Origin of the sequence: Streptomyces sp. NPDC093097 (genome assembly GCF_044754325.1) — a bacterium.
In the GTDB taxonomy this organism is placed as follows: Bacteria; Actinomycetota; Actinomycetes; order Streptomycetales; family Streptomycetaceae; genus Streptomyces.
This window is the reverse complement of record NZ_JBIVOW010000007.1, coordinates 1-18,253: the sequence shown is the minus strand read 5'-3', so window position 1 is coordinate 18,253 and position 18,253 is coordinate 1. Positions and strand designations below refer to the sequence as shown.

Genomic DNA, 18,253 nt, shown 5'->3' with positions numbered 1-18,253 from the left:
TTTCGGTGCGTACGGCGGTCGTTGGGTAAGCGGTCGTCGGGTGCGGCCGTCATGGACAAGGACGCCATCGGGTACTGGCACCGTTGCGTGCGCGGGCGAAAATCTACATCACTGTAGAAGTTGGCCGCGCGCGATCGGGCCAGGTCCCCGCACCGCGTTTGCCGGGGCGGCGGACGGGCGGGAGCCTGGGGAGTATGGCGTGCACCGCGCGCCCGGAGACGCTGTCCGGGTGGGCCGTCGAGCGACCGGGGCCCATGGCCACCGGGCCGCTGACGGCGGTGCGCCGCCCCGTTCCGGAGCCGGGTCCCGGTGATCTGCTGGTGAGGGTGGAGGCTTGCGGTGTCTGTCGTACGGATCTGCATCTCGCTGAGGGTGATCTTCCGCCTCACCGGCCGGCGACCGTGCCAGGACACGAGATCGTCGGGCGGGTGGTGGCCGCGGGTACGGCGGCGACGCGGTTCCGGACGGGCGACCGGGTAGGCGGTGCCTGGCTCCGCGACACCTGCGGCACCTGCCGCTACTGCCTGGCCGGCGCCGAGAACCTCTGCCCCGCCTCGCGCTACACCGGCTGGGACGCGGACGGCGGATTCGCCGACCTGACCCTCGTACCGGCGGACTACGCCTACCCGCTACCGGAGTCGCCGAGCGCGCAGACGCTGGCGCCCCTGCTCTGCGCGGGCATCATCGGCTACCGGGCGCTGCGCCGCAGCGCGCTGCCACCGGGCGGACGGCTGGGCATCTACGGCTTCGGCGGCTCCGCCCACCTGGCGGCACAGGTCGCGGTGGCCGAAGGAGCCCGGGTCCACGTGCTCACCCGGTCCGCGCGGGCACGCGAACTGGCGCGCACACTGGGCGCGGTGTCCGTCGCCGGCGCCTACGACCGCCCGCCCGAACCACTGGACGCAGCGATCCTCTTCGCCCCGGTGGGCGACCTGGTACCGGTGGCACTGGCGGCACTGGACCGCTCCGGAACGCTCGCCGTCGCCGGCATCCACCTCACCGACATCCCGCCGCTCACCTACCAGGAACACCTCTTCTACGAGCGGAACCTGTGCAGCGTGACCGCCAACACCCGCCGCGACGGGCAGGAGTTCCTCACGACGGCGGCGCGCATCGGCATCCAGGTCACGACCAGTCCCTATCCGCTCAGCCGCGCACCGGAGGCGCTCGCCGACCTGGCCGGCGACCGGGTCCAGGGGGCCGCGGTGCTGCTGCCCGACGAGGAGTTCAGTCCGTCGTCGTGAGGTAGGCCGCGACGAGTTCGGCCGGGGCCGCCTGCTTCCAGGAGTCGACGAGGATGTCGCGGAGCTCGTCCCCGTCGTCGAGGGCGGCCAGGCGGACCCGGACCCAGTGCGAACCGGCCTCGTGCGGCGGCACCCAGAACTTCTCCGGCTCCGCCGCGATCAGCTCACCGCGTTCGTGGACGGGGCACCGCACCGCGAACGAGGTCTCGTCGTCGGGCACGGTGACGAACATCTTCCCGGCGACCCGGAAGGTGGGCATGCTCCACGCCTCCTTCTCCACGGTCTGCGGGAGGGAGAGCGCGATGCGGCGCACGTCGTGGGAGTCGAGGCCCTTACCGGAGCCGGATGCCGTCGTGGTCACGTCACCAGGGTACGGTCCGTCGATCTCCGGCCGGGCCCCACCTGCGGAACACCGGCCGGCGCATCGCGGGCGGGCCGCCGCCGGCTCACCACGGGGACGGGGCGTAGTCCTTGAGGAAGCAGCCGTGCAGGTCCTCGCCCTGTTCACCGCGGACGATCGGGTCGTAGACCCGGGCCGCGCCGTCGACCAGGTCCAGCGGGGCGTGGAAGCCCTCGTCGGCCAGGCGCATCTTCTCCGGGTGCGGGCGCTCGTCGGTGATCCAGCCGGTGTCGACCGCGGTCATCAGGATGCCGTCGGTCTCCAGCATCTCCCGGGCGCTGGTGCGGGTGAGCATGTTCAGCGCGGCCTTGGCCATGTTGGTGTGCGGGTGGCCGGCGCCCTTGTAGCCGCGGCTGAACTGGCCCTCCATCGCGGAGACGTTCACCACGTACTTGCGCCGGGCCGAGGAGGCGGTCATCGCCGGGCGCAACTTGCTCACCAGGAGGAACGGCGCGGTCATGTTGCAGAGTTGGACCTCCAGCAGCTCGACCGGGTCGACCTCGTCCACCTTGTGGATCCAGCTGTTGGTCGCGTGCAGGTCGGGCACCAGGCCGCCGGCGTCGATCGCGGTGCCGGCCTCGATCCGGGCGGGCGAGGCGGAGCCGCTGGTCAGGGCGAGGGCGGTGAGGTGCTCGGCGGTCATCCCGTCGGATATGCCGGGCGCCGCGGCGGGCAGCGCGGGCGCGCCGCTGCCGAAGTGGCCCAGCACGACCGAGGCGGGCAGTTCACCGGCGGGCAGCGGCGCGGACTCGGCCTCCACCAGCTTGCGGTACGCCTCGGGCGAGCGGCGGACGGTCTGCGCGGCGTTGTTGATCAGGATGTCCAACGGCCCCTCGGCGCTCACCGACTCGGCGAGCGAGAGCACCTGGGACGGGTCGCGGAGGTCGATCCCGACGATCTTCAGCCGGTGCAGCCACTCCGCGCTGTCCGGCATCGCCGTGAAGCGCCGGATCGCGTCGTTGGGGAAGCGGGTGGTGATGGTGGTGTGCGCACCGTCCCGCAGCAGCCGCAGCGCGATGTACATGCCGATCTTGGCGCGACCGCCGGTGAGCAGCGCCCGCCGTCCCGTGAGGTCCGTCCTGGCCTCCCGGCGGGCCCGGTTCTCCAGGGCGCAGGAGGGACACAGCTGGTGGTAGAAGGCGTCGACCTCGACGTAGCGGTCCTTGCAGACGTAGCAGGAGCGGGGCCGCTCCAGGATGCCGGCGATTTCCGTGGACACCGAGCTGGCCAGCGCGCGGCCCATCGTCTCGTCGTCGATCCGGTCCGCGGCGCCGGTGGCGGTGGCCTCGGTGACCGCCTTGTCGTGGGCGGTCTTGGCGGCCCGGCGCTCCTGCCGGCGGCGGCGCTTGACCTCGCGGAAGACGCCGGCGGTGGCCTTGCGTATGGCGATCGCGTCGGGGTGGTCCAGCGGCAGCTCGTCGAGCTCTTCGAGGACGCCCAGGCAGATCGCCATCCGCTCCGCGTCGATTCCGGCGCCCTCGGCCCGGCCTTCTTCCATCACCGTCATCGCCGCTGCCGCTTTCCTGGATCGTTCGGTCTCTCCAGGCGGGGCGTTTCGATGCACGGCCCTGGGAACTGCCTGTTCGAGCTACGGGCGAACTTTACTTGACTTCCGTTGGCCGACCCAAAGGGCGGGGCTCCCACCAGGGCGGGGGCAGTCCGGGGGCGGCGGACTGCCCCCCGTCGCCCGGCGGCGTAACGTCAACACTGTGCCGCGGCTGTGGGCAGGTGTGCCATGACGACCCGAGGGGCCGGGGAGGCCCTGCTGGGCCAGGAGCTGCTGCGGGCGATGGCGGAGACCGGGGCCTCCTCGGCCATGGTCTACGAGCTGGCCCCGGACGCCCCGGTGCTCCGGCTGACCGCGCTGAGCGGCCTGCCCCCGCCGGTGCTGGTGCCCTGGCGCCGGATCGCGCTGGTGGCACCGAGCCCGGTCGCGGTGGCGACCCGCCGGCAGACCATGGTGTGGGCGGGCGGCCACCAGCAGTTGGCCCGGGAGTACCCCCGGACGGCGGTGGCCCTGCCCTACGACTTCGCGCTGGGTGCGGCGCCGCTGAACGACGGGACCGGCTGCCGCGGCGCGATGGTGATGCTGTGGCCGGCCGGCCACCCTCCGGAGCTGTCACGGGCCGAGCGCGCCGCGTTCGAGACCGCCTGCCGGCGGCTGGCCGCGCTGCTGCCCGTGGCGGGGAATCCGGACGGGCCGCAGGTGGTCCTCACGCCCCCGGTCCGGACCGCCGATCCGGACGAGGCGCAGGCCGCGGTGGGCTATGTGGAGCGGCTGCCGGGCGGCGGCTGCGCGCTCGACATGGAGGGGCGGATCACCCTGCTCAGCAGCGGCGCGGCGGAGCTGCTGGGCGCGGACCCGGCCCAGTTGCTCGGCGCGCGGCCGTGGGAGGCGCTGCCCTGGCTCGCCGGCCCGGGCTTCGAGGACCGCTGCCGGGCCGCGGTGATCAGCCGCCGCCCCGCCTCGTTCACCGCCTGCCGCCCGCCCGACCAGTGGCTGACGTTCCGGCTGTTCCCGGACAGCCGGGGGGTGAGCGTATGGCTCGGCGCCACGGAAGGGGAGCAGGACCCGGGCGCCCGCTGGCCGACGGAGGTGCTGCCGCTGCGGGCCACGCACCTCTACCACATGCTGCACCTGGCGGCCGCGCTCACCGAGACGGTGGGCGTCCAGGACGTCACCGAGCTGTTCGCCGAGCAGATCGTGCCGGCCTTCGGCGCCCAGGGGATGTTGATGTACGCGGCGGAGGCGGGCCGGCTGCGGACCGTCGGCCAGCGCGGCTACCCGCCGGAGGCCGTGGAGGCGTTCGAGGGCATCCCGCTGAGCGCCGCGAAGAGTCCCGCCGTGCGCGCCCTGGCCACCGGCGAGCCGAGCTTCTACGGCTCCGCCGAGGAGACCGAGCACGACTTCCCCGGACTGGTGAAGCTGACCGGGATGGCGGCCCGGGCGGTGCTGCCGCTGATCGTCTCCGGCCGCCCGGTCGGCTGCTGCATCCTGGCCTACCGGCATCCGCGGTCGTTCGCCCCGGAGGAGCGCAAGGTCCTGACCTCGCTGGCCGGACTGATGGCCCAGGCACTGGACCGGGCCTTCCTCTACGACACCAAGCAGCAGCTGGCCGCCGAGCTGCAGGCCGGGCTGCTGCCGCACCGCCTGCCGTCGGTCCCGGGGCTGTCGGTCGCCGCGCGCTACCTGGCGTCGACCCGCGGCATGGACATCGGCGGCGACTTCTACGACCTGATCCGGCTCGGCGAGCAGCAGGTGGCCGCGGTCATCGGCGATGTACAGGGCCACAACGCGGCGGCCGCCGCGCTCATGGGCCAGGCCCGCACCGCGGTGCACGCCTACGCGACGGCCGGCGCGGCCCCGGACGAGGTGCTGGCGCGCACCAACCGCCTCCTGGCCGACCTGGACCCGGACCTGTTCACCAGCTGCCTCTACGTCCACCTCGATCTGGGCACCCATCTGGCCTGCCTGGCCAGCGCCGGCCATCCGCCGCCGGTGCTGCGCCACCCCGACGGGCGCGCCGACGTGCTGCGGGTGCCGCCCGGGATGCTGCTGGGCGTGGCGCCCGGCACCCGCTACACGGCCACCACCGTCGCCCTGCCGCCCGGAGCGGTACTGGTGCTCTACACCGACGGGCTGGTCGAGCGGCCGGGCGCGGACCTGGACGACGGGGTGGCGGACCTGGCCGCCGAACTCACCGCGGCGGGGCACTCGGACCCCGCCGGCCTCGCCGAGGCCGTGCTCGCCCGGCGCGGCACGAACACCGAGCGGCTGGACGACGTGGCGATGCTGCTGCTCGCCCCGACGGCCGACCGGCCGGGGGACGACGGATGACCCGGTGCACCGGGTGGCCGTACGCCCGCGGGCGGCGTTCGCAGAGGCGGGCCGAAACACCCGGGGCCAGCACCCTCAGATGGGGTAAACAGTGCATATAACGCATTCACCCGGCTCGTCCGACGGAGACGGAACGGCTCAGATGGTGGACTTCGAGGAGCACGGCAACGCGGAGCGGCGAGCGCCGCTCGACATCGCCGACGCCGTCCTGGTGCTGTGCGACGCCCACGGCCACGTGGAGAGCTGGCCGGAGGGCGCCGAACGGCTCTTCGGCCACCGGGCCGCGGACGTCCTGGGCCGGGCCGCCGCGGGCCTGCTGGCACCCGACGACGCGGCGCGACTGCCCGCGATCGCCGCCGAGTGCCGGGCGCACGGCGGCTGGAGCGGCACCCTCACCGCCCGCCGCGAGGACGGCGGGCCGGTCGACGTCATGGTGCAGCTGGCCCGGGCCACCGACGGCGCGGGCACGGTGCACTGGCTGGCGGTGGCCGCCGACGCCGCACCGTTCCCCGGACGGGAGCTGAGCCGGGCGGTACTGGAGCAACTGCTGCTCCAGACACCGATCGGGATGGCGGTCGTCGACACCGACCTGCGGTTCGTCTGGTCCAACGTCGCGCTGGAGCGGTTCGGCGGCGGCCCGGCACACCAGCGGATCGGACGGCGGCTGGCCGAGATCCAGCCGGGCCTGGACGCGGAGGCGCTGGAGGCGCAGATGCGGCGCGTCCTGGAGAGCGGCGAACCGGTCCTGGGCTACGAGCACATCGGCCACCCCCGGTCGGAGCCGCACCGCGAACGCGCCCACGCGATGTCGTTCGTCCGGCTCGACAACGGCGACGGCCGGCCCATCGGCGTCTGCTACACCGTCACCGACATCACCGAGCGGTACCGCAACCGCCAGCGGCTGATCCTGCTGGACCGGGCCGGCACCGCCATCGGCCAGACCCTCGACGTCCTGCACACCGCCCAGGAACTCGCCGATGTCGCGGTGCCCGACCTCGCCGACTTCGTCACCGTGGACCTGCTGGACTCGGTGATCCGGGGCGGGGATCCGCTCACCGGGCCGCCCGGCGACACCGACCGGGTCGCCCTGCGCCGCGGCGGCCAGCAGTCCGCCCGCACGGGCATGCCCGAAGCGGCCATCGGCGTCGGGGACCTGGCGTCGTACCACTCCTGGTCCCCACCCATCCGGGCGCTGGTCGACGGCAAGCCGTGGCGGATGGAGTGGCTGGACCCGCACGGCCCGGAGTGGGCCGCGGACGTCCCCGGCGGCCGGCGCCGGCTGCTGCGCGAACAGGGCCTGCACACCGCGATGGTGGTCCCGATCCGCGCCCGCGGCACGACGATGGGCGTCACCAGCTTCTTCCGCACCGAGCGCGGCGAACCGTTCGGCGCCGACGACCTGCGGCTGGCCGAGGAGTTCGTGACCCGGGCCGCGGTCTGCCTGGACAACGCCCGCCGCTACACCCGGGAACGCGACGCGGCACTCACCCTCCAGCGCAGTCTGCTGCCCCAGGGCGTCCTGGACCACAGCTCACTGTCGCTGGCGACCTGCTACCGGCCCGCCGACGAACTGGCCGGGGTCGGCGGCGACTGGTTCGACGTGATCCCGCTGTCCGGCGCGCGACTGGCGCTGGTCGTCGGCGAGGTGCGCGGGCACGGCATCGGCGCGATCGCCACGATGGGCCGGCTGCGCACCGCGGTGCAGACCCTCGCCGCCCTGGACCTGCGCCCGGAGGAGCTGCTGGCCCATCTCGACGACCTGGTCGGCCGGGTCTCGGAGGAGGGCGGCCAGGGCACGGACACCCGCGCGGTGGGCACCAGCTGCCTCTACGCCGTCTACGATCCGGTCGGCCGCAGCTTCACCGCGGCCAGCGCCGGGCACCCGCCGCCGGTCATCGTCGCCCCCGACGGCACCGCCGCCTTCGCGGACCTGCCGATCGGGCCCCAACTCGGCGTCAGCGGGCTCCCGTTCGAGGCCGTCGAGGTGGCGGTCAAGGAGGACAGCGTGCTCGCCCTCTACACCGACGGGCTGCTGGCCGGCACGGACGGCACCGCGGGCGAACCGGCCAAGGAGCGGCTGCTGCACACCCTCGCCACCCCGGACGAGCCCCTCGACGCACTGTGCGACTCGGTCATCGGCGCCCTGGTCCCGCGCCGCCAGCACGACGACGTCACCCTGCTGCTGGCCCGCACCCGCGGCCTGGCCCCGGACCGGTTCGCCTCCTGGGAACTGGCCGCGGACCCGGCCGTGGTGAGCCGCGCCCGGGAGATGGCCACCCGGCAGCTGGCCGAATGGGACCTGCCGGAACGGGAGTTCACCACCGAGCTGGTGGTCAGCGAGCTGGTCACCAACGCGATCCGGTACGGGTCGGGACCGATCCGCCTGCGGCTCATCCTGGAGCACACCCTGACCTGCGAGGTGTGCGACGGCTCCAGCACCTCCCCGTACCTGCGGCATCCGCGGACGACCGACGAGGGCGGCCGCGGACTCTTCCTGATCTCCCAGTTCACCCACCGCTGGGGCACCCGCTACACCACCGACGGCAAGGTCATCTGGGCGGAGCAGCTGCTGAGTTGAGTCGCCGGGCGCCGCTCAGGCCGTCCGCGGCACGCCGGCCGCCTGCGCCTGCGCCTGCGCCCGCTCCCGCGCCGCCGCCGCGCGCTCCGGCGCGCCCGCCCGCTCCTCCAGGCGCGCCTTGACCGACCAGTTGTAGGGGCAGACCGGGCGGAGCCAACTGCGCTCGCTGAGCAGAGTGCGGGCCAGATCGTGCCGGCCGGCCCGCAGCGCGGCCTCGACCAGCGTCCGCTGGACCGCGTCCCGCTGGGCATGGCTGCCACCGAAGTCGTTCAGCCGGTGCCGGACGGGCAGCAGCAGATCGGTGGCGGCGGCGTAGTCCTGCCGGCCGTAGGCGAGCAGGGCCCGGCAGACCGGCAGGCCGACCTCGGCGGTCATGGCGCGGTTGGTGGGCACGGTGCCGGCCGGGGTGTCCGCCAGCCACCGCTCGCGGTCCGCGACGAGCCGTTCGGCCCGCGCCAGGCGCCCCGCGCCGACGTACGCCATCACCGCGTGGGCGTCGTTGAAGGCGTAGTGCGGGCCGTCGGCCCGGCGCTCCCAGGCGTCGGCGACGGACGCCCAGCGGACGCCCTGGTCGTCGCCGGCGAGGTACAGTCGCCACAACAGGGCCGCGGCGTCGATGAGTTCCATGGCCACGTCCGCCGAGTCCTCGTGGTGCACCGCGGCGTCGTAGATCTCCAGGACGCGGTCGGTGTCGCCGGTCTCCAGGGTGTAGAGGGCGTAGTGCCACCAGTTGTGGACGGTGAGCAGGGTGCCGTCGGACCAGGCGTCGGTACGGGCGTCCAGGAACCGCGCGCCGTCGGCGAACCGGCCGCGCATCTCGTAGGTGTGGGCGACGCCGTGGATGCCCCACACGTCGTGCGGATGCCGCTCCAGGGCGGCCAGGCCGGTCTGCTCGGCGTGCTCGTAGTGGCCGTTCTCCTCCAGGCCGAAGGTGTACATGCCCAGCAGCGGACCGTAGTGCGGATCGTCCTCGTCCCAGGCGTCCAGCGCCCCGCCGACCCGGTCGCGCAGCCGCAGCGCGTCACCGGTGAGGAAGTCGTGGTGGTGACCGGCGAAGAGGGCCAGCACGTCACGGGGGTGGGCGACGGCGATCTCGCCGAGGATCCGGCCGGCGGTGCGGTAGTCCCCGTCCAACCACGCGCCCGCGGCGGCCAGATGCATCCGCTCGCGCGGGGTGAGGCGGTCGGTGTCGAGGCCGGCGCGGAAGGCGCCGAAGGTCGCACGGGCGGCCGCGGCGGCCGCCTCCTCGGTGCCCAGCATGCCCAGGTACGCGGCGAGGGCGTGCCCGATCGGCGAGCGGGGCGCGGCACGCAGCAGCGCCTGGGTGCCCTCCTCGATCCTCGGGCGGAAGAACAGCAGGTCTTCCAGGGCCTGTTCGTAGTGGCCGAGGGCCTCGGCGCCGGTGTCGGTCATGGTGTGCCCGTGCCGGTCGGCTGTCATGGTGACTCCTGCGGGTGAGTGGAGGAACCGCCGGATCCTGCCGGATCCATGGATCCCTCGTTCCGGATCCACGGGCACATAGGTACCCCACCACCCGCCCCCGCCCCGCCTTTTCCGGAAAGGTCCGATCATGCTCCCTCTCCCGCTGGACGGCATCACCGTGGTCGCCCTCGAACAGGCCGTCGCGGCGCCCTTCGCCACCCGCCAACTCGCCGACCTCGGCGCCCGGGTCATCAAGGTGGAGCGCCCCGGGACCGGCGACTTCGCCCGCGGCTACGACGAGACGGTGCGCGGAATGTCCAGCCACTTCGTCTGGCTCAACCGCAACAAGGAGTCGATCGCGCTCGACGTCAAGAACCCCGACGACGCCGCGGTGCTGCGACGCCTGATCGCCCGGGCCGACGTCTTCGTCCAGAACCTCGCACCGGGCGCCGCCGACCGGCTGGGCCTGGCCGCCGGGAAGCTGCTGGCGGCACACCCCCGGCTGGTGGTGTGCGACATCTCCGGCTACGGAACCGGCGGCCCGTACGCGCACGAGAAGGCCTACGACCTGCTGGTCCAGTGCGAGGCCGGCGCGATGTCCCTGACCGGCACCGACCAGGAACCAGCCAAGATCGGAATCCCGGTCGCCGACATCGCCGCCGGAACATACGCCTACAGCGGCATCCTGACGGCCCTCTACGAACGCGAACGGACCGGCCGGGGCGGCGCCTTCGAGGTCTCGATGCTGGAGGCACTGGGCGAATGGATGGGCTACCCGGCCTACTTCACCCGCTACGGCGGCACCACCCCGCCCCGTTCCGGCGCCGAGCACGCCGCCATCGCCCCCTACGGGCCGTACCGCGCGGCGGACGGCGCCCGCGTCTTCCTCGGCGTCCAGAACGAACGGGAATGGGCGACGTTCTGCACTCAGGTGCTGGAACTCCCGGAGCTGGCGACCGATCCGCGCTTCGCCCGGAACTCCGCGCGGGTGGCCAACCGGACGGCGCTGAAGGAGCAGATCGAGGCACGGTTTTCCGACCTGCCCGCGGAGGAGGTCGAGCGGCGGCTGGCCGGCGCCCGCATCGCCCACGGACGGCTGCGCGACGTCGCGGAGTTCACCGAGCACCCGCAACTCGCCGCCCGCGACCGCTGGCGCACCGTCGACTCCCCCGTCGGCCCGCTCCGGGCGCTCCTGCCACCGGTCACCGTCGCCGGCCGGGAACCCCGGATGGACCGCGTCCCGGCCCTGGACGAGCACCGCGAGCGCATCCTGGCGGAACTCGACGGCACCGCACGGGAAACGGACGGGGACGCGGCAGCGAAGAGGTGACGCCCCTCTGGTCAGCCGGTCGCCGGCGTACGACCATGTCGGCCTACCCTCGCACGCCGCCGGCCGCCCCGACCGAGCCCCACCCGGCGCCCCCGCTCCCCGGAGAGACCGCATCCTCCACCCACCGGGAATCACCTCAACTCACCTACGACGTAAGGAATCCGACCATGGGCAGACCCCTCGCCGCCCGCGGCGGCCGCCCCGTCCCCGCGCGGCTCACCGCCCTTCTGGTGCTCGTACTGGCACTGCTCGCGGTGCCGACGCCGCCCGCGCACGCCGCGGGCGCCCCGGCCTCCGGCGTCGACGCGTACTGGACCGCGCACCGCATGGAGACCGCCGAACCGGTGACGGACAAGGGCGCCACACCCCCGCAGTCCCCGTCGCACTCCGCCTCTCCCTCCACCGCACCGATCCCGCCCAGCCACCCCTTCCAGGGACTGCCCCAGGTGGGAACGTTCTTCTGGACGGACGGCGACAACATCGGCCGCTTCTGCGGCGGAACGGTCATCCGCAGCCCGCACCGCGACCTCGTGCTCACCGCGGGGCACTGCCTGCGCTCCCCCGACCCGAAGAAGTACCTCTCCTTCGTGCCGCAGTACCACGACGGGCTCAAGCCGCACGGCATCTACCCCGTGGAGCGGACCTACCTCGACCAGCACTACTACGACCTCGGGACGGCCGGCGGCGCCCGCTGGGACTACGCGATCGTCCGGGTCGGCGCGCGCGAGGACGGCGCCCGCGTCCAGCAGGCGACCGGCGGCTTCGACCTGCTCCCCTACCCCGGCTACGACCATGCCAAGGTCCGGCTCATCGGCTACCCCGGCAACGACGACGCCCACCACCCCGAGCCGCTGGACTGCTCCTCCGCCACGCACCGCTACACCAGCACCGACCCGGCCGCCCCCGGCGACTTCCTGGAGATCCCCTGCGCCGGGTACATCGGCGGCACCTCCGGAGGCCCGTTCCTGGTCCGGGACTTCCTCGGCTATGCCGTGATCGGCGTGATCGGCGGCTACCACACCGGCGGCGACACCCCCGACGTCTCCTACAGCTCCTACTTCACCGCCGACATCCTGCGGCTCTACCTGCACGCCGTACGGGGCGACCCCCCCGCGGCACCGCGCACCACGACCTGACGACGCACCCCCGAGCACACGAAACCGCCCGGGCACCGGAACGCCCCGGCGCCCGGGCGGTCCGCGTCACCCACCGTCCGCGCCACCCACCGTCCATGTCACCCGCGCTCCGCGGCCGGTACAGCGGGACGCCTGGCCCTGCACGCAGCCCGGCCATCAGCCGGCGAACTGCCGTGGAGGAGGTCTGCATAGGATAGAAAGGACGAGCAGGGTGACCCGAGAGGAGCCAGAGATGTCCGGCTACAAGGAAGTCGCGGCCCGTATCCGCCGCGACGTGGAGGCCGGCGTCTGGCCGACCGGCCGGCCGATCCCCGGCATCGACCGGCTGAAGGACCGCTACGAAGTGGCCCGCCAGACGGCCAACCGCGCCGTCCAGCACCTGGTCGCAGAGGGGTTGCTCTACAGCGAGGGGCGCCGCGGGACCTTCATCCGACCGTCGGCCCCGGCGCCGCTGGCCGCCCGGGATCAGCACGTGTACCGCGACGCGTCGGGGTACTTCTTCACCCCGGGCGCGCAGGACTGGCGGGGCATCGGCACCCCGACCCAGAAGGCGGACGTTCCGCCGGCCGACGTCGCCGCGTTGCTCGGTATCGCCAAGGGCGAGCACGTCATGATCCGGGACCGGGCCGTGGGCCCACCGGACGCCTCGCACCCCCTTCAACTGGCCACCTCCTACCTGCCGATGCCCCTCGTCGGGCAGCTGCCGGCCCTCGGCGCCGCCGACACCGGGCCCAGGGGGATCTACGACCGCATCGAAGAGCACTTCGATGCGCCGCTCTCCTGGGAGGAGACGGTGGGGGCCCGGCCGGCGGACGACCGTGAGCAGCAACAGCTGAAGATCGGGGCCGGGTTGCCGGTTCTGGTGGTGACCCGCGTGGCTCGGGTGGGTGAAGAGGTCGTGGAGGTGAACCGCACACGGATGTCGGCCGATCGGTTCTCGGTGACGTACCCGGTCCTGCGGGACGACACGGCGCGCCGGCCGCGTGCGGCGGAGCGCAGCGAGTAGCCGGCGCCCCGGGTCCCATTCGTTCGCCTGCTCTTCATCTGACGCACGCGGCCGCGTCCATGCGGCCGCTCCTAGGGTTACCGCGCTCCCTCCCCCGTACGCCCGTCGCTTCCGTCCGGAGGACAGTCATGACCGCAGTCAAGGCACGCAAGCGCACCCGGCGCCCCTTCTCCGCGCTGGCCGGCGCCGCGACCCTCGCCGCCGCCTCGCTCGGGTTGTGGGCCACCACCGGCGCCACCGCCGGCGCGCAGACCACCGGACTCCCCTCCCCCGACCACGTGGTCGTGGTGGTACTGGAGAACCACGCCTACGGGCAGGTCGTCGGCAGCTCCAACGCTCCCTACCTGAACTCCCTCAAGGCGGGCGGCGCCGACCTCACCCAGTCGTACGCCCTGACCCACCCCAGCGAGCCCAACTACTACATGCTGTTCTCCGGCTCCAACCAGGGGCGTACGGACGACAGTTGCGTACGCGTCGGTTCGATGTCCGCGCCCAACCTCGCCTCCGAGCTGATCGCCGCCGGCAAGAGCTGGGCCAGCTACAACGAGGCCCTGCCGAGCCAGGGTTCGACGGTGTGCAGCAGCGGGACGTACGCCCAGAAGCACAACCCGTGGTTCGGCTTCTCCAACGTGCCGACCGACACCGCCCAGACCTTCGACCAGTTCCCCTCCGACTACGCCACCCTGCCGAAGGTCTCCTTCGTCATCCCGGACCTGTGCAACGACATGCACGACTGCTCGGTGTCCACCGGCGACACCTGGATCAAGGACAACCTGAGCGGCTACGCGGAGTGGGCCAAGAGCCACAACAGCCTCCTCGCCGTCACCTTCGACGAGGACGACAACCGGTCCGGCAACCGCATCCCGACGCTGCTCTACGGCGCACATGTGGCCCCCGGCAGCTCCAGCGACACCACCTACAACCACTACAACGTCCTGCGCACGCTGGAGGATCTGGCCGGTCTGACCGCCCACGCCGGCAACGCCGCCACCGCGACCGACATCACCGGCATCTGGAACTGACGGCCCGCCTGCCGGTGTCACCGGCACGGTCCTTGTGCCCGCCGCCCCGGGCAGCCTGCGTCCCGGGGCGGCGGCCCGTGAATCCGGCGATGCGGCGTCCGCGCACGGTCCGTCACGGCAAACCGTTACAACACGTCCCCGCCGATCTCCGCGTACTCCTTCCGCAACGTGTCGACGATCGCGTGGGATTCGGGGAGTTCGATGCCGTCGATCGCCTTGATGGCACGGACGCCGATCGCCGCGTTGGTGGCGAACGCGGCGCGCATACGGGGCAGTTCGACCAGCCGGACCGGCCGCGTCTCGTGGCCATGGGCCCCCTTCAGGAGCTCCATCGTCACACCGACGAGGCAGTCCGCGGCGGGCCAGATCACGCGGGCTCCGTCGAAGAAGCCGACGTTCCAGGTGCCGCCCTCCGAGACGGCTCCGTCCCGGTCCACGAAGAGGGCGTCGTCGAATCCGCCCAGCTGTGCCTGACGCCGGTGGTGGAGACCGGCGAAGAGACCGACGCTCTTGACGCTCGGGACCTCGCGCACGTACGGCGTGGACCGCACCCTGAGCGGTGGGAGCGGGAGGGCACCCGCCGGCCGCGAGGTCACCAGTACGTGCGGGTCGTCGGCCGTACTCGGGTGGCCGAGGTCGAGGTGCGGGTCGAAGACCGTGACGCGAACGACCGCCGATCCGCTGGTCGGGACCGCGCGGCGGGCCAGCTCGCGGACGCGCTCCAGGTCGAGGTCGGCGTCGAACAGCATGCGGCAGTCACGCCGAAGCCGGTCCATGTGCAGGGCCAGACCGCGTACCCGCCAGTCGTCGACCCGCATGGTGGTGAAGTGGCCGTAATTGGTCAGGGCCAGGGATTGGAGCTGAGCCGGCTCGACCGGTTCTCCATCGAGTTCTGCCATGCGGCCAGCGTGCCACCTGGAGCGTTTCTTGGGGGGTGACCGTCCTGGTCGGGGTCGGCCGATGCGCTGCCCCACAGCGTTGACGGACCAGGCTGACGGACCGGGGAGACTGCACCGGCTCTCCTCGGCGACGGGCCAAGAGGAGTCTCGGCGCCTAATCGCGGCGCTGGGACCGCGCGCCCGAAGCACTGGGCTGCTGATCGCCGTTCCGGCCGGTCTGCAGATCACGGGCGAGCGACACCTGGGAGAGCAGCACCGCGCCCCACAGGATGAGGCCGACGCCCATCGCCGCCGGGATCAACCACCATCCGGCACGGACCTGTTCGTCGAAGAGCGTGACCCCGAGGGAGAGGCTGATCAACGCGTCCCCGAGGGTGAGCACCGGCTGGGAGCCGGTCAACGGGCCGGACTGCATGGCGTTGCTCATCATGAAGAGGGCCAGCACGCCGGTGACCGCGAAGGCGTAGGTCTGCCAGGAGGTGAAGAAGTCGGCCGGGCCGCCGCGCTGCCAGCTGTGCGTGGCGTTCTTCAGCAGGGCCGCGGTGAGGGCGTAGGAGACCGCGGCGGCCGCGCCGAAGCAGGCGGCGCGGACGCTGCCGACCCCGCGCCGCAGTCCCGCCGCCACCGCCACGAAGATCACCGAACCGCAGACGACCAGGGTGGGAATCCAACGGGCCATCGAGGCGTGGTCGCGGCCGCCCGTGGGCGCGGCCGCCGCCAGACCCAAGGCGAGCCCGGCGACCATCAACCCCACCCCGGCCCAGCCCCGCCCGGAGATCCGCACCGGCGCCGCCCCGCCCAGCAGCACCCGGCCGATGAGCAGGGCCAGCGGAAGCTCCAGCACGAAGATCGGCTGAACCACCGACATCGGGCCCAGCAGCAGCGCCAGGGCCTGGAAACAGGCGGCCGGCAGCACCATCAGCATCCCGGCGAGCCACACCGCCCGGTGCAGCAGATCCGCGAACAGGCTGACCTGGAGGCGGTCGGAGACCGGCACCGTACGTGCCGCGCGGCGCTGGAGCACGGTGGACAGCGCGTTGCTTGCCGCCGCGAGCACCGCGCACAGGACGGCCACCCAGATGGCCACGTGTCCACCTCTCCCTCGCCCGACGTCGACTCGACGCTAACCGGAGCCCGGCCGGGCCGCTCGGCACGGCCCGGCGAGCGGCCCGCGATTGTCGTTCGTCCGCGTGACCGCACGGCGCGTCGCTTGGCCCCCCGGGACCCGTCCCGCACGGTGAAACCGTGCGCCGCTTCTCTCCCCTCCTCACCACCGCGCTGGCCGTCGCCGCCCTCGCCGCCGCCGGCTGCTCCACGGCCCCGCACCCCGGGCCGGTCCCCGGCGGCGGCTCGGCCCGCCGCACGGTCGCCCCCGGACGGCCCTCGCCGCTGCTGACGCCTCGGCCGCTCCGCGCGGACGTGGCGGAGCGACCCGGGCGGCGCCCGGCCCCCCGATGGGAGCATGTGGCGATCGGCTGAGCCCCGGCCGACTCCCGGCCCGAGGAGAGGACCGCCATGACGCCCCACAACGCGCCCCACGACCCGACACTCGACGCGTCCGACGCCCCATCCGGCACCCCGAGGAACGACCGGTCCGACACCCCGACCGGCAACCGGCCCCAGGCCCCCGCCCCCTCCCCGTCGGACCGCACCGACGTCCCCCCGCCGCACGCGCCGTCCCCCGCCTCGTCGCCCCACGGAGCAACCCCGGGCGACGCCTTCCATCCGCACCTCTCCGCCCCCGACCCTGAGGCCACCGAGGAGAGCGAGTCGGCACCGTTGCGGGCCCGGCTGCACCACATCCGCGCCGACGCGTTGGACGGTGCCACCGCCCAGACCGGCGGGATGCGGCGCTTCGCGGCGATCAGCGGCCAGCGGGTCGGCTCGGAACGGATCTGGATGGGCCAGACCCACGTCGCCCCGGCCACCGCATCCGCCAACCACCACCACGGTGCCTCGGAGACGGCCATCTACGTGGTCAAGGGCCACCCGGAGTTCGTGTTCGCCGACGACACCAGCGGCACGCGCGAGGAGGTCCGCCTGCGGACCGCGCCCGGCGACTACGTCTTCGTCCCGCCCTACGTCCCGCACCGGGAAGAGAACCCCAGCCCCGACGAGGAAGCCGTGGTGGTGATCGCCCGCAGCACACAGGAGGCGGTCGTCATCAACCTGCCGACGCTGTAACTCGGCGCGGGGTCAGGGGGTTTGACCCAACTTGCTCGCCCGCTGGCCATGTTGCCGACCGTCTCGTATGGTCGAGTTGGTCGAGGACGAGCGGAGAGACGACCAGGATCCGCGGCGTTGCCAAGGCGCGGACGGCGGCGTCGTGATGGTCATCGCGGCGGTTGAAAGCGGCCAGCCATACGCAGGTGTCGACAACCGCGAGGGCGGTGCAGCGGTCATCGGTCGAGGTCCTCACGCAGCAGCTCGTCGGTGCGGGACGAGAGGTCCGCGGGACCGTCGAAGAGCCCCCAGGCATCGGGCGGAACGGTCTCGCCGACCGGTGCACTCGGCAGGCGCAGGGCGCCGGCTGCCCATTCGATCGCCAGCGCTTCCGGTGTACGGCCGAGGATGCTCGCCAGGTCGCGCAACAGGGCCGCTCGACTACCGGTCACCGTCACACTGGCGGTGATCTCACTCTCCGACTCGGGCGGTGAGTCGGCTGGCTGGTCGCTCATCAACGACTCCTCGCTCCGAATGTGAACCTGCCGTACCGGTTCCACTGCGGACCACCTACGGAAAATCGTAGGCGATCGGAACCGGCAGTTGGTGTCGAACGTGAGCCGCCGCGCCCCTGACGGCAGGGTGGCATGTCCAGGAGCGAAGTCAGCGATATCGCCAGAGGTGGACTGGCCCGTGCGCGGCGAGCGCGGTTGTCTGCACCGCCGCCGACGTCGCCGGCACACAGAACCGGCCGACCTCCACACCCTCCACGTCACGATCCACCGCGCTCCCGGCAGAGCCACCCTCAGCCAGACGTGTAAGCCGGAGTGAACGCCAGTGCAGTCCGCTCCGTTGCGTTGCGGCTGGCAGCATTCACCAATCACCAGTTCCCATACCCGGCCGGCACCTTCGAGGCGGGCCAGGCAGGGCCGGGGAAGCGGCGTGTCCACGCGTCAACAGGCCTTCATATGCTGCCAGTCGGGGCTCCGTGCTCGCGTGGATCCTGAGGTACGGTGACGGACATTCGGTGGCTTCGCGCCGAATATGAAGCGGCCCCCGGCGGTGTTGGAGCACCAGTCCGAGGGCCTTCACCGCCAAGGAGTTAGGACCCTCCCTGGGATGCTTAGTGGTCGGATCCGTAAATCCTTCGGGGGTTGACTTCGTTGGTGCCAGGTTCACCCCAGCCCCGGCAGGCTGCGCAGCTCCGCGATCCGC

Annotated in this window: 16 protein-coding genes; 9 read left to right on the top strand and 7 right to left on the bottom strand. The window is 73.0% G+C overall.

Annotated elements, in window-relative coordinates:
• The first annotated feature begins 221 nt into the window (after positions 1 to 221).
• Positions 222 to 1,244, top strand: coding sequence for a zinc-dependent alcohol dehydrogenase family protein (locus ACIQE0_RS14315; protein ID WP_402332267.1), 1,023 nt, complete (start codon positions 222 to 224; stop codon positions 1,242 to 1,244).
• On the opposite strand, the gene ACIQE0_RS14310 is transcribed toward ACIQE0_RS14315, so the two are convergent.
• Both ACIQE0_RS14310 and ACIQE0_RS14305 read right to left on the bottom strand, forming a co-directional pair.
• Positions 1,228 to 1,605 (bottom strand): MmcQ/YjbR family DNA-binding protein, encoded by a 378-nt coding sequence (locus ACIQE0_RS14310; protein ID WP_366329148.1) that lies wholly within the window; start codon positions 1,603 to 1,605, stop codon positions 1,228 to 1,230. The two genes, ACIQE0_RS14315 and ACIQE0_RS14310, sit on opposite strands and share 17 nt — an antisense overlap.
• Before the next feature lie 85 nt (positions 1,606 to 1,690).
• Positions 1,691 to 3,151, bottom strand: coding sequence for an SDR family NAD(P)-dependent oxidoreductase (locus ACIQE0_RS14305; RefSeq protein ID WP_366329150.1), 1,461 nt, complete (start codon positions 3,149 to 3,151; stop codon positions 1,691 to 1,693).
• A gap of 228 nt (positions 3,152 to 3,379) precedes the next feature.
• Between ACIQE0_RS14305 and ACIQE0_RS14300 the strand changes: the two genes are divergently transcribed.
• On the top strand, positions 3,380 to 5,482 hold the full coding sequence (locus tag ACIQE0_RS14300; protein ID WP_402331620.1) for a SpoIIE family protein phosphatase: 2,103 nt from the start codon (positions 3,380 to 3,382) through the stop codon (positions 5,480 to 5,482).
• 142 nt (positions 5,483 to 5,624) lie between these two features.
• The gene (locus ACIQE0_RS14295) at positions 5,625 to 8,060 is read left to right on the top strand and encodes a SpoIIE family protein phosphatase (RefSeq protein ID WP_402331617.1); all 2,436 of its coding nucleotides are present in this window, start codon (positions 5,625 to 5,627) and stop codon (positions 8,058 to 8,060) included.
• 15 nt (positions 8,061 to 8,075) lie between these two features.
• On the opposite strand, the gene ACIQE0_RS14290 is transcribed toward ACIQE0_RS14295, so the two are convergent.
• A complete protein-coding gene (locus ACIQE0_RS14290) occupies positions 8,076 to 9,500 on the bottom strand; it encodes a tetratricopeptide repeat protein (RefSeq protein ID WP_402331614.1) in 1,425 nt (474 codons plus the stop codon).
• Positions 9,501 to 9,630: 130 nt separating this feature from the next.
• Here ACIQE0_RS14290 and ACIQE0_RS14285 point away from each other — a divergent pair, with 130 nt between their 5' ends.
• From ACIQE0_RS14285 to ACIQE0_RS14270, 4 genes are all read left to right on the top strand, one after another.
• On the top strand, positions 9,631 to 10,812 hold the full coding sequence (locus ACIQE0_RS14285) for a CaiB/BaiF CoA transferase family protein (protein ID WP_402331612.1): 1,182 nt from the start codon (positions 9,631 to 9,633) through the stop codon (positions 10,810 to 10,812).
• A 167-nt stretch (positions 10,813 to 10,979) separates the two neighbouring features.
• A complete protein-coding gene (locus ACIQE0_RS14280; protein WP_402331609.1) occupies positions 10,980 to 11,948 on the top strand; it encodes a trypsin-like serine peptidase in 969 nt (322 codons plus the stop codon).
• Between the two features lie 232 nt (positions 11,949 to 12,180).
• A complete protein-coding gene (locus ACIQE0_RS14275) occupies positions 12,181 to 12,954 on the top strand; it encodes a GntR family transcriptional regulator (protein ID WP_402331606.1) in 774 nt (257 codons plus the stop codon).
• 128 nt (positions 12,955 to 13,082) lie between these two features.
• Complete coding sequence (locus ACIQE0_RS14270) at positions 13,083 to 13,976, top strand: alkaline phosphatase family protein (protein WP_366329165.1); 894 nt, start codon at positions 13,083 to 13,085, stop codon at positions 13,974 to 13,976.
• Positions 13,977 to 14,101: 125 nt separating this feature from the next.
• Here ACIQE0_RS14270 and ACIQE0_RS14265 read toward each other — a convergent pair whose 3' ends face one another.
• Complete coding sequence (locus ACIQE0_RS14265) at positions 14,102 to 14,875, bottom strand: aminotransferase class IV family protein (protein ID WP_402331603.1); 774 nt, start codon at positions 14,873 to 14,875, stop codon at positions 14,102 to 14,104.
• A gap of 154 nt (positions 14,876 to 15,029) precedes the next feature.
• Positions 15,030 to 15,962 carry a DMT family transporter gene (locus ACIQE0_RS14260; RefSeq protein ID WP_366329169.1) on the bottom strand — a complete coding sequence of 311 codons (933 nt, stop codon included), beginning with the start codon at positions 15,960 to 15,962 and terminating at the stop codon, positions 15,030 to 15,032.
• Positions 15,963 to 16,120: 158 nt separating this feature from the next.
• On the opposite strand from ACIQE0_RS14260, the gene ACIQE0_RS14255 reads away from it, so the two are divergent.
• Together ACIQE0_RS14255 and ACIQE0_RS14250 are read left to right on the top strand one after the other, a co-directional pair.
• Entirely contained in the window at positions 16,121 to 16,354 is a 234-nt protein-coding gene (locus tag ACIQE0_RS14255; protein WP_402331599.1) for a hypothetical protein, read from the top strand.
• A 300-nt stretch (positions 16,355 to 16,654) separates the two neighbouring features.
• Entirely contained in the window at positions 16,655 to 17,059 is a 405-nt protein-coding gene (locus ACIQE0_RS14250; protein ID WP_402332265.1) for a cupin domain-containing protein, read from the top strand.
• Here ACIQE0_RS14250 and ACIQE0_RS14245 read toward each other — a convergent pair.
• Together ACIQE0_RS14245 and ACIQE0_RS14240 are read right to left on the bottom strand one after the other, a co-directional pair.
• Positions 17,040 to 17,354: a PIN domain-containing protein gene (locus tag ACIQE0_RS14245; protein WP_402331596.1), complete on the bottom strand. Its 315-nt coding sequence runs from the start codon at positions 17,352 to 17,354 to the stop codon at positions 17,040 to 17,042. The two genes, ACIQE0_RS14250 and ACIQE0_RS14245, sit on opposite strands and share 20 nt — an antisense overlap.
• The gene (locus ACIQE0_RS14240) at positions 17,275 to 17,553 is read right to left on the bottom strand and encodes a hypothetical protein (protein ID WP_402331593.1); all 279 of its coding nucleotides are present in this window, start codon (positions 17,551 to 17,553) and stop codon (positions 17,275 to 17,277) included. Before ACIQE0_RS14240 ends, ACIQE0_RS14245 begins: the two co-directional genes overlap by 80 nt.
• Positions 17,554 to 18,253 lie beyond the last annotated feature (700 nt).

Excerpts from the sequence above, each read along its gene's own strand:
- ACIQE0_RS14305 (WP_366329150.1), bottom strand. The coding sequence starts at position 3,151 with ATGACGGTGATGGAAGAAGGCCGGGCCGAGGGCGCCGGAATCGACGCG.
- ACIQE0_RS14300 (WP_402331620.1), top strand. The coding sequence starts at position 3,380 with ATGACGACCCGAGGGGCCGGGGAGGCCCTGCTGGGCCAGGAGCTGCTG.
- ACIQE0_RS14295 (WP_402331617.1), top strand. The coding sequence starts at position 5,625 with ATGGTGGACTTCGAGGAGCACGGCAACGCGGAGCGGCGAGCGCCGCTC.
- ACIQE0_RS14290 (WP_402331614.1), bottom strand. The coding sequence starts at position 9,500 with ATGACAGCCGACCGGCACGGGCACACCATGACCGACACCGGCGCCGAG.
- ACIQE0_RS14285 (WP_402331612.1), top strand. The coding sequence starts at position 9,631 with ATGCTCCCTCTCCCGCTGGACGGCATCACCGTGGTCGCCCTCGAACAG.
- ACIQE0_RS14280 (WP_402331609.1), top strand. The coding sequence starts at position 10,980 with ATGGGCAGACCCCTCGCCGCCCGCGGCGGCCGCCCCGTCCCCGCGCGG.
- ACIQE0_RS14275 (WP_402331606.1), top strand. The coding sequence starts at position 12,181 with ATGTCCGGCTACAAGGAAGTCGCGGCCCGTATCCGCCGCGACGTGGAG.
- ACIQE0_RS14270 (WP_366329165.1), top strand. The coding sequence starts at position 13,083 with ATGACCGCAGTCAAGGCACGCAAGCGCACCCGGCGCCCCTTCTCCGCG.
- ACIQE0_RS14265 (WP_402331603.1), bottom strand. The coding sequence starts at position 14,875 with ATGGCAGAACTCGATGGAGAACCGGTCGAGCCGGCTCAGCTCCAATCC.
- ACIQE0_RS14245 (WP_402331596.1), bottom strand. The coding sequence starts at position 17,354 with ATGCCTGGGGGCTCTTCGACGGTCCCGCGGACCTCTCGTCCCGCACCG.
- ACIQE0_RS14240 (WP_402331593.1), bottom strand. The coding sequence starts at position 17,553 with ATGAGCGACCAGCCAGCCGACTCACCGCCCGAGTCGGAGAGTGAGATC.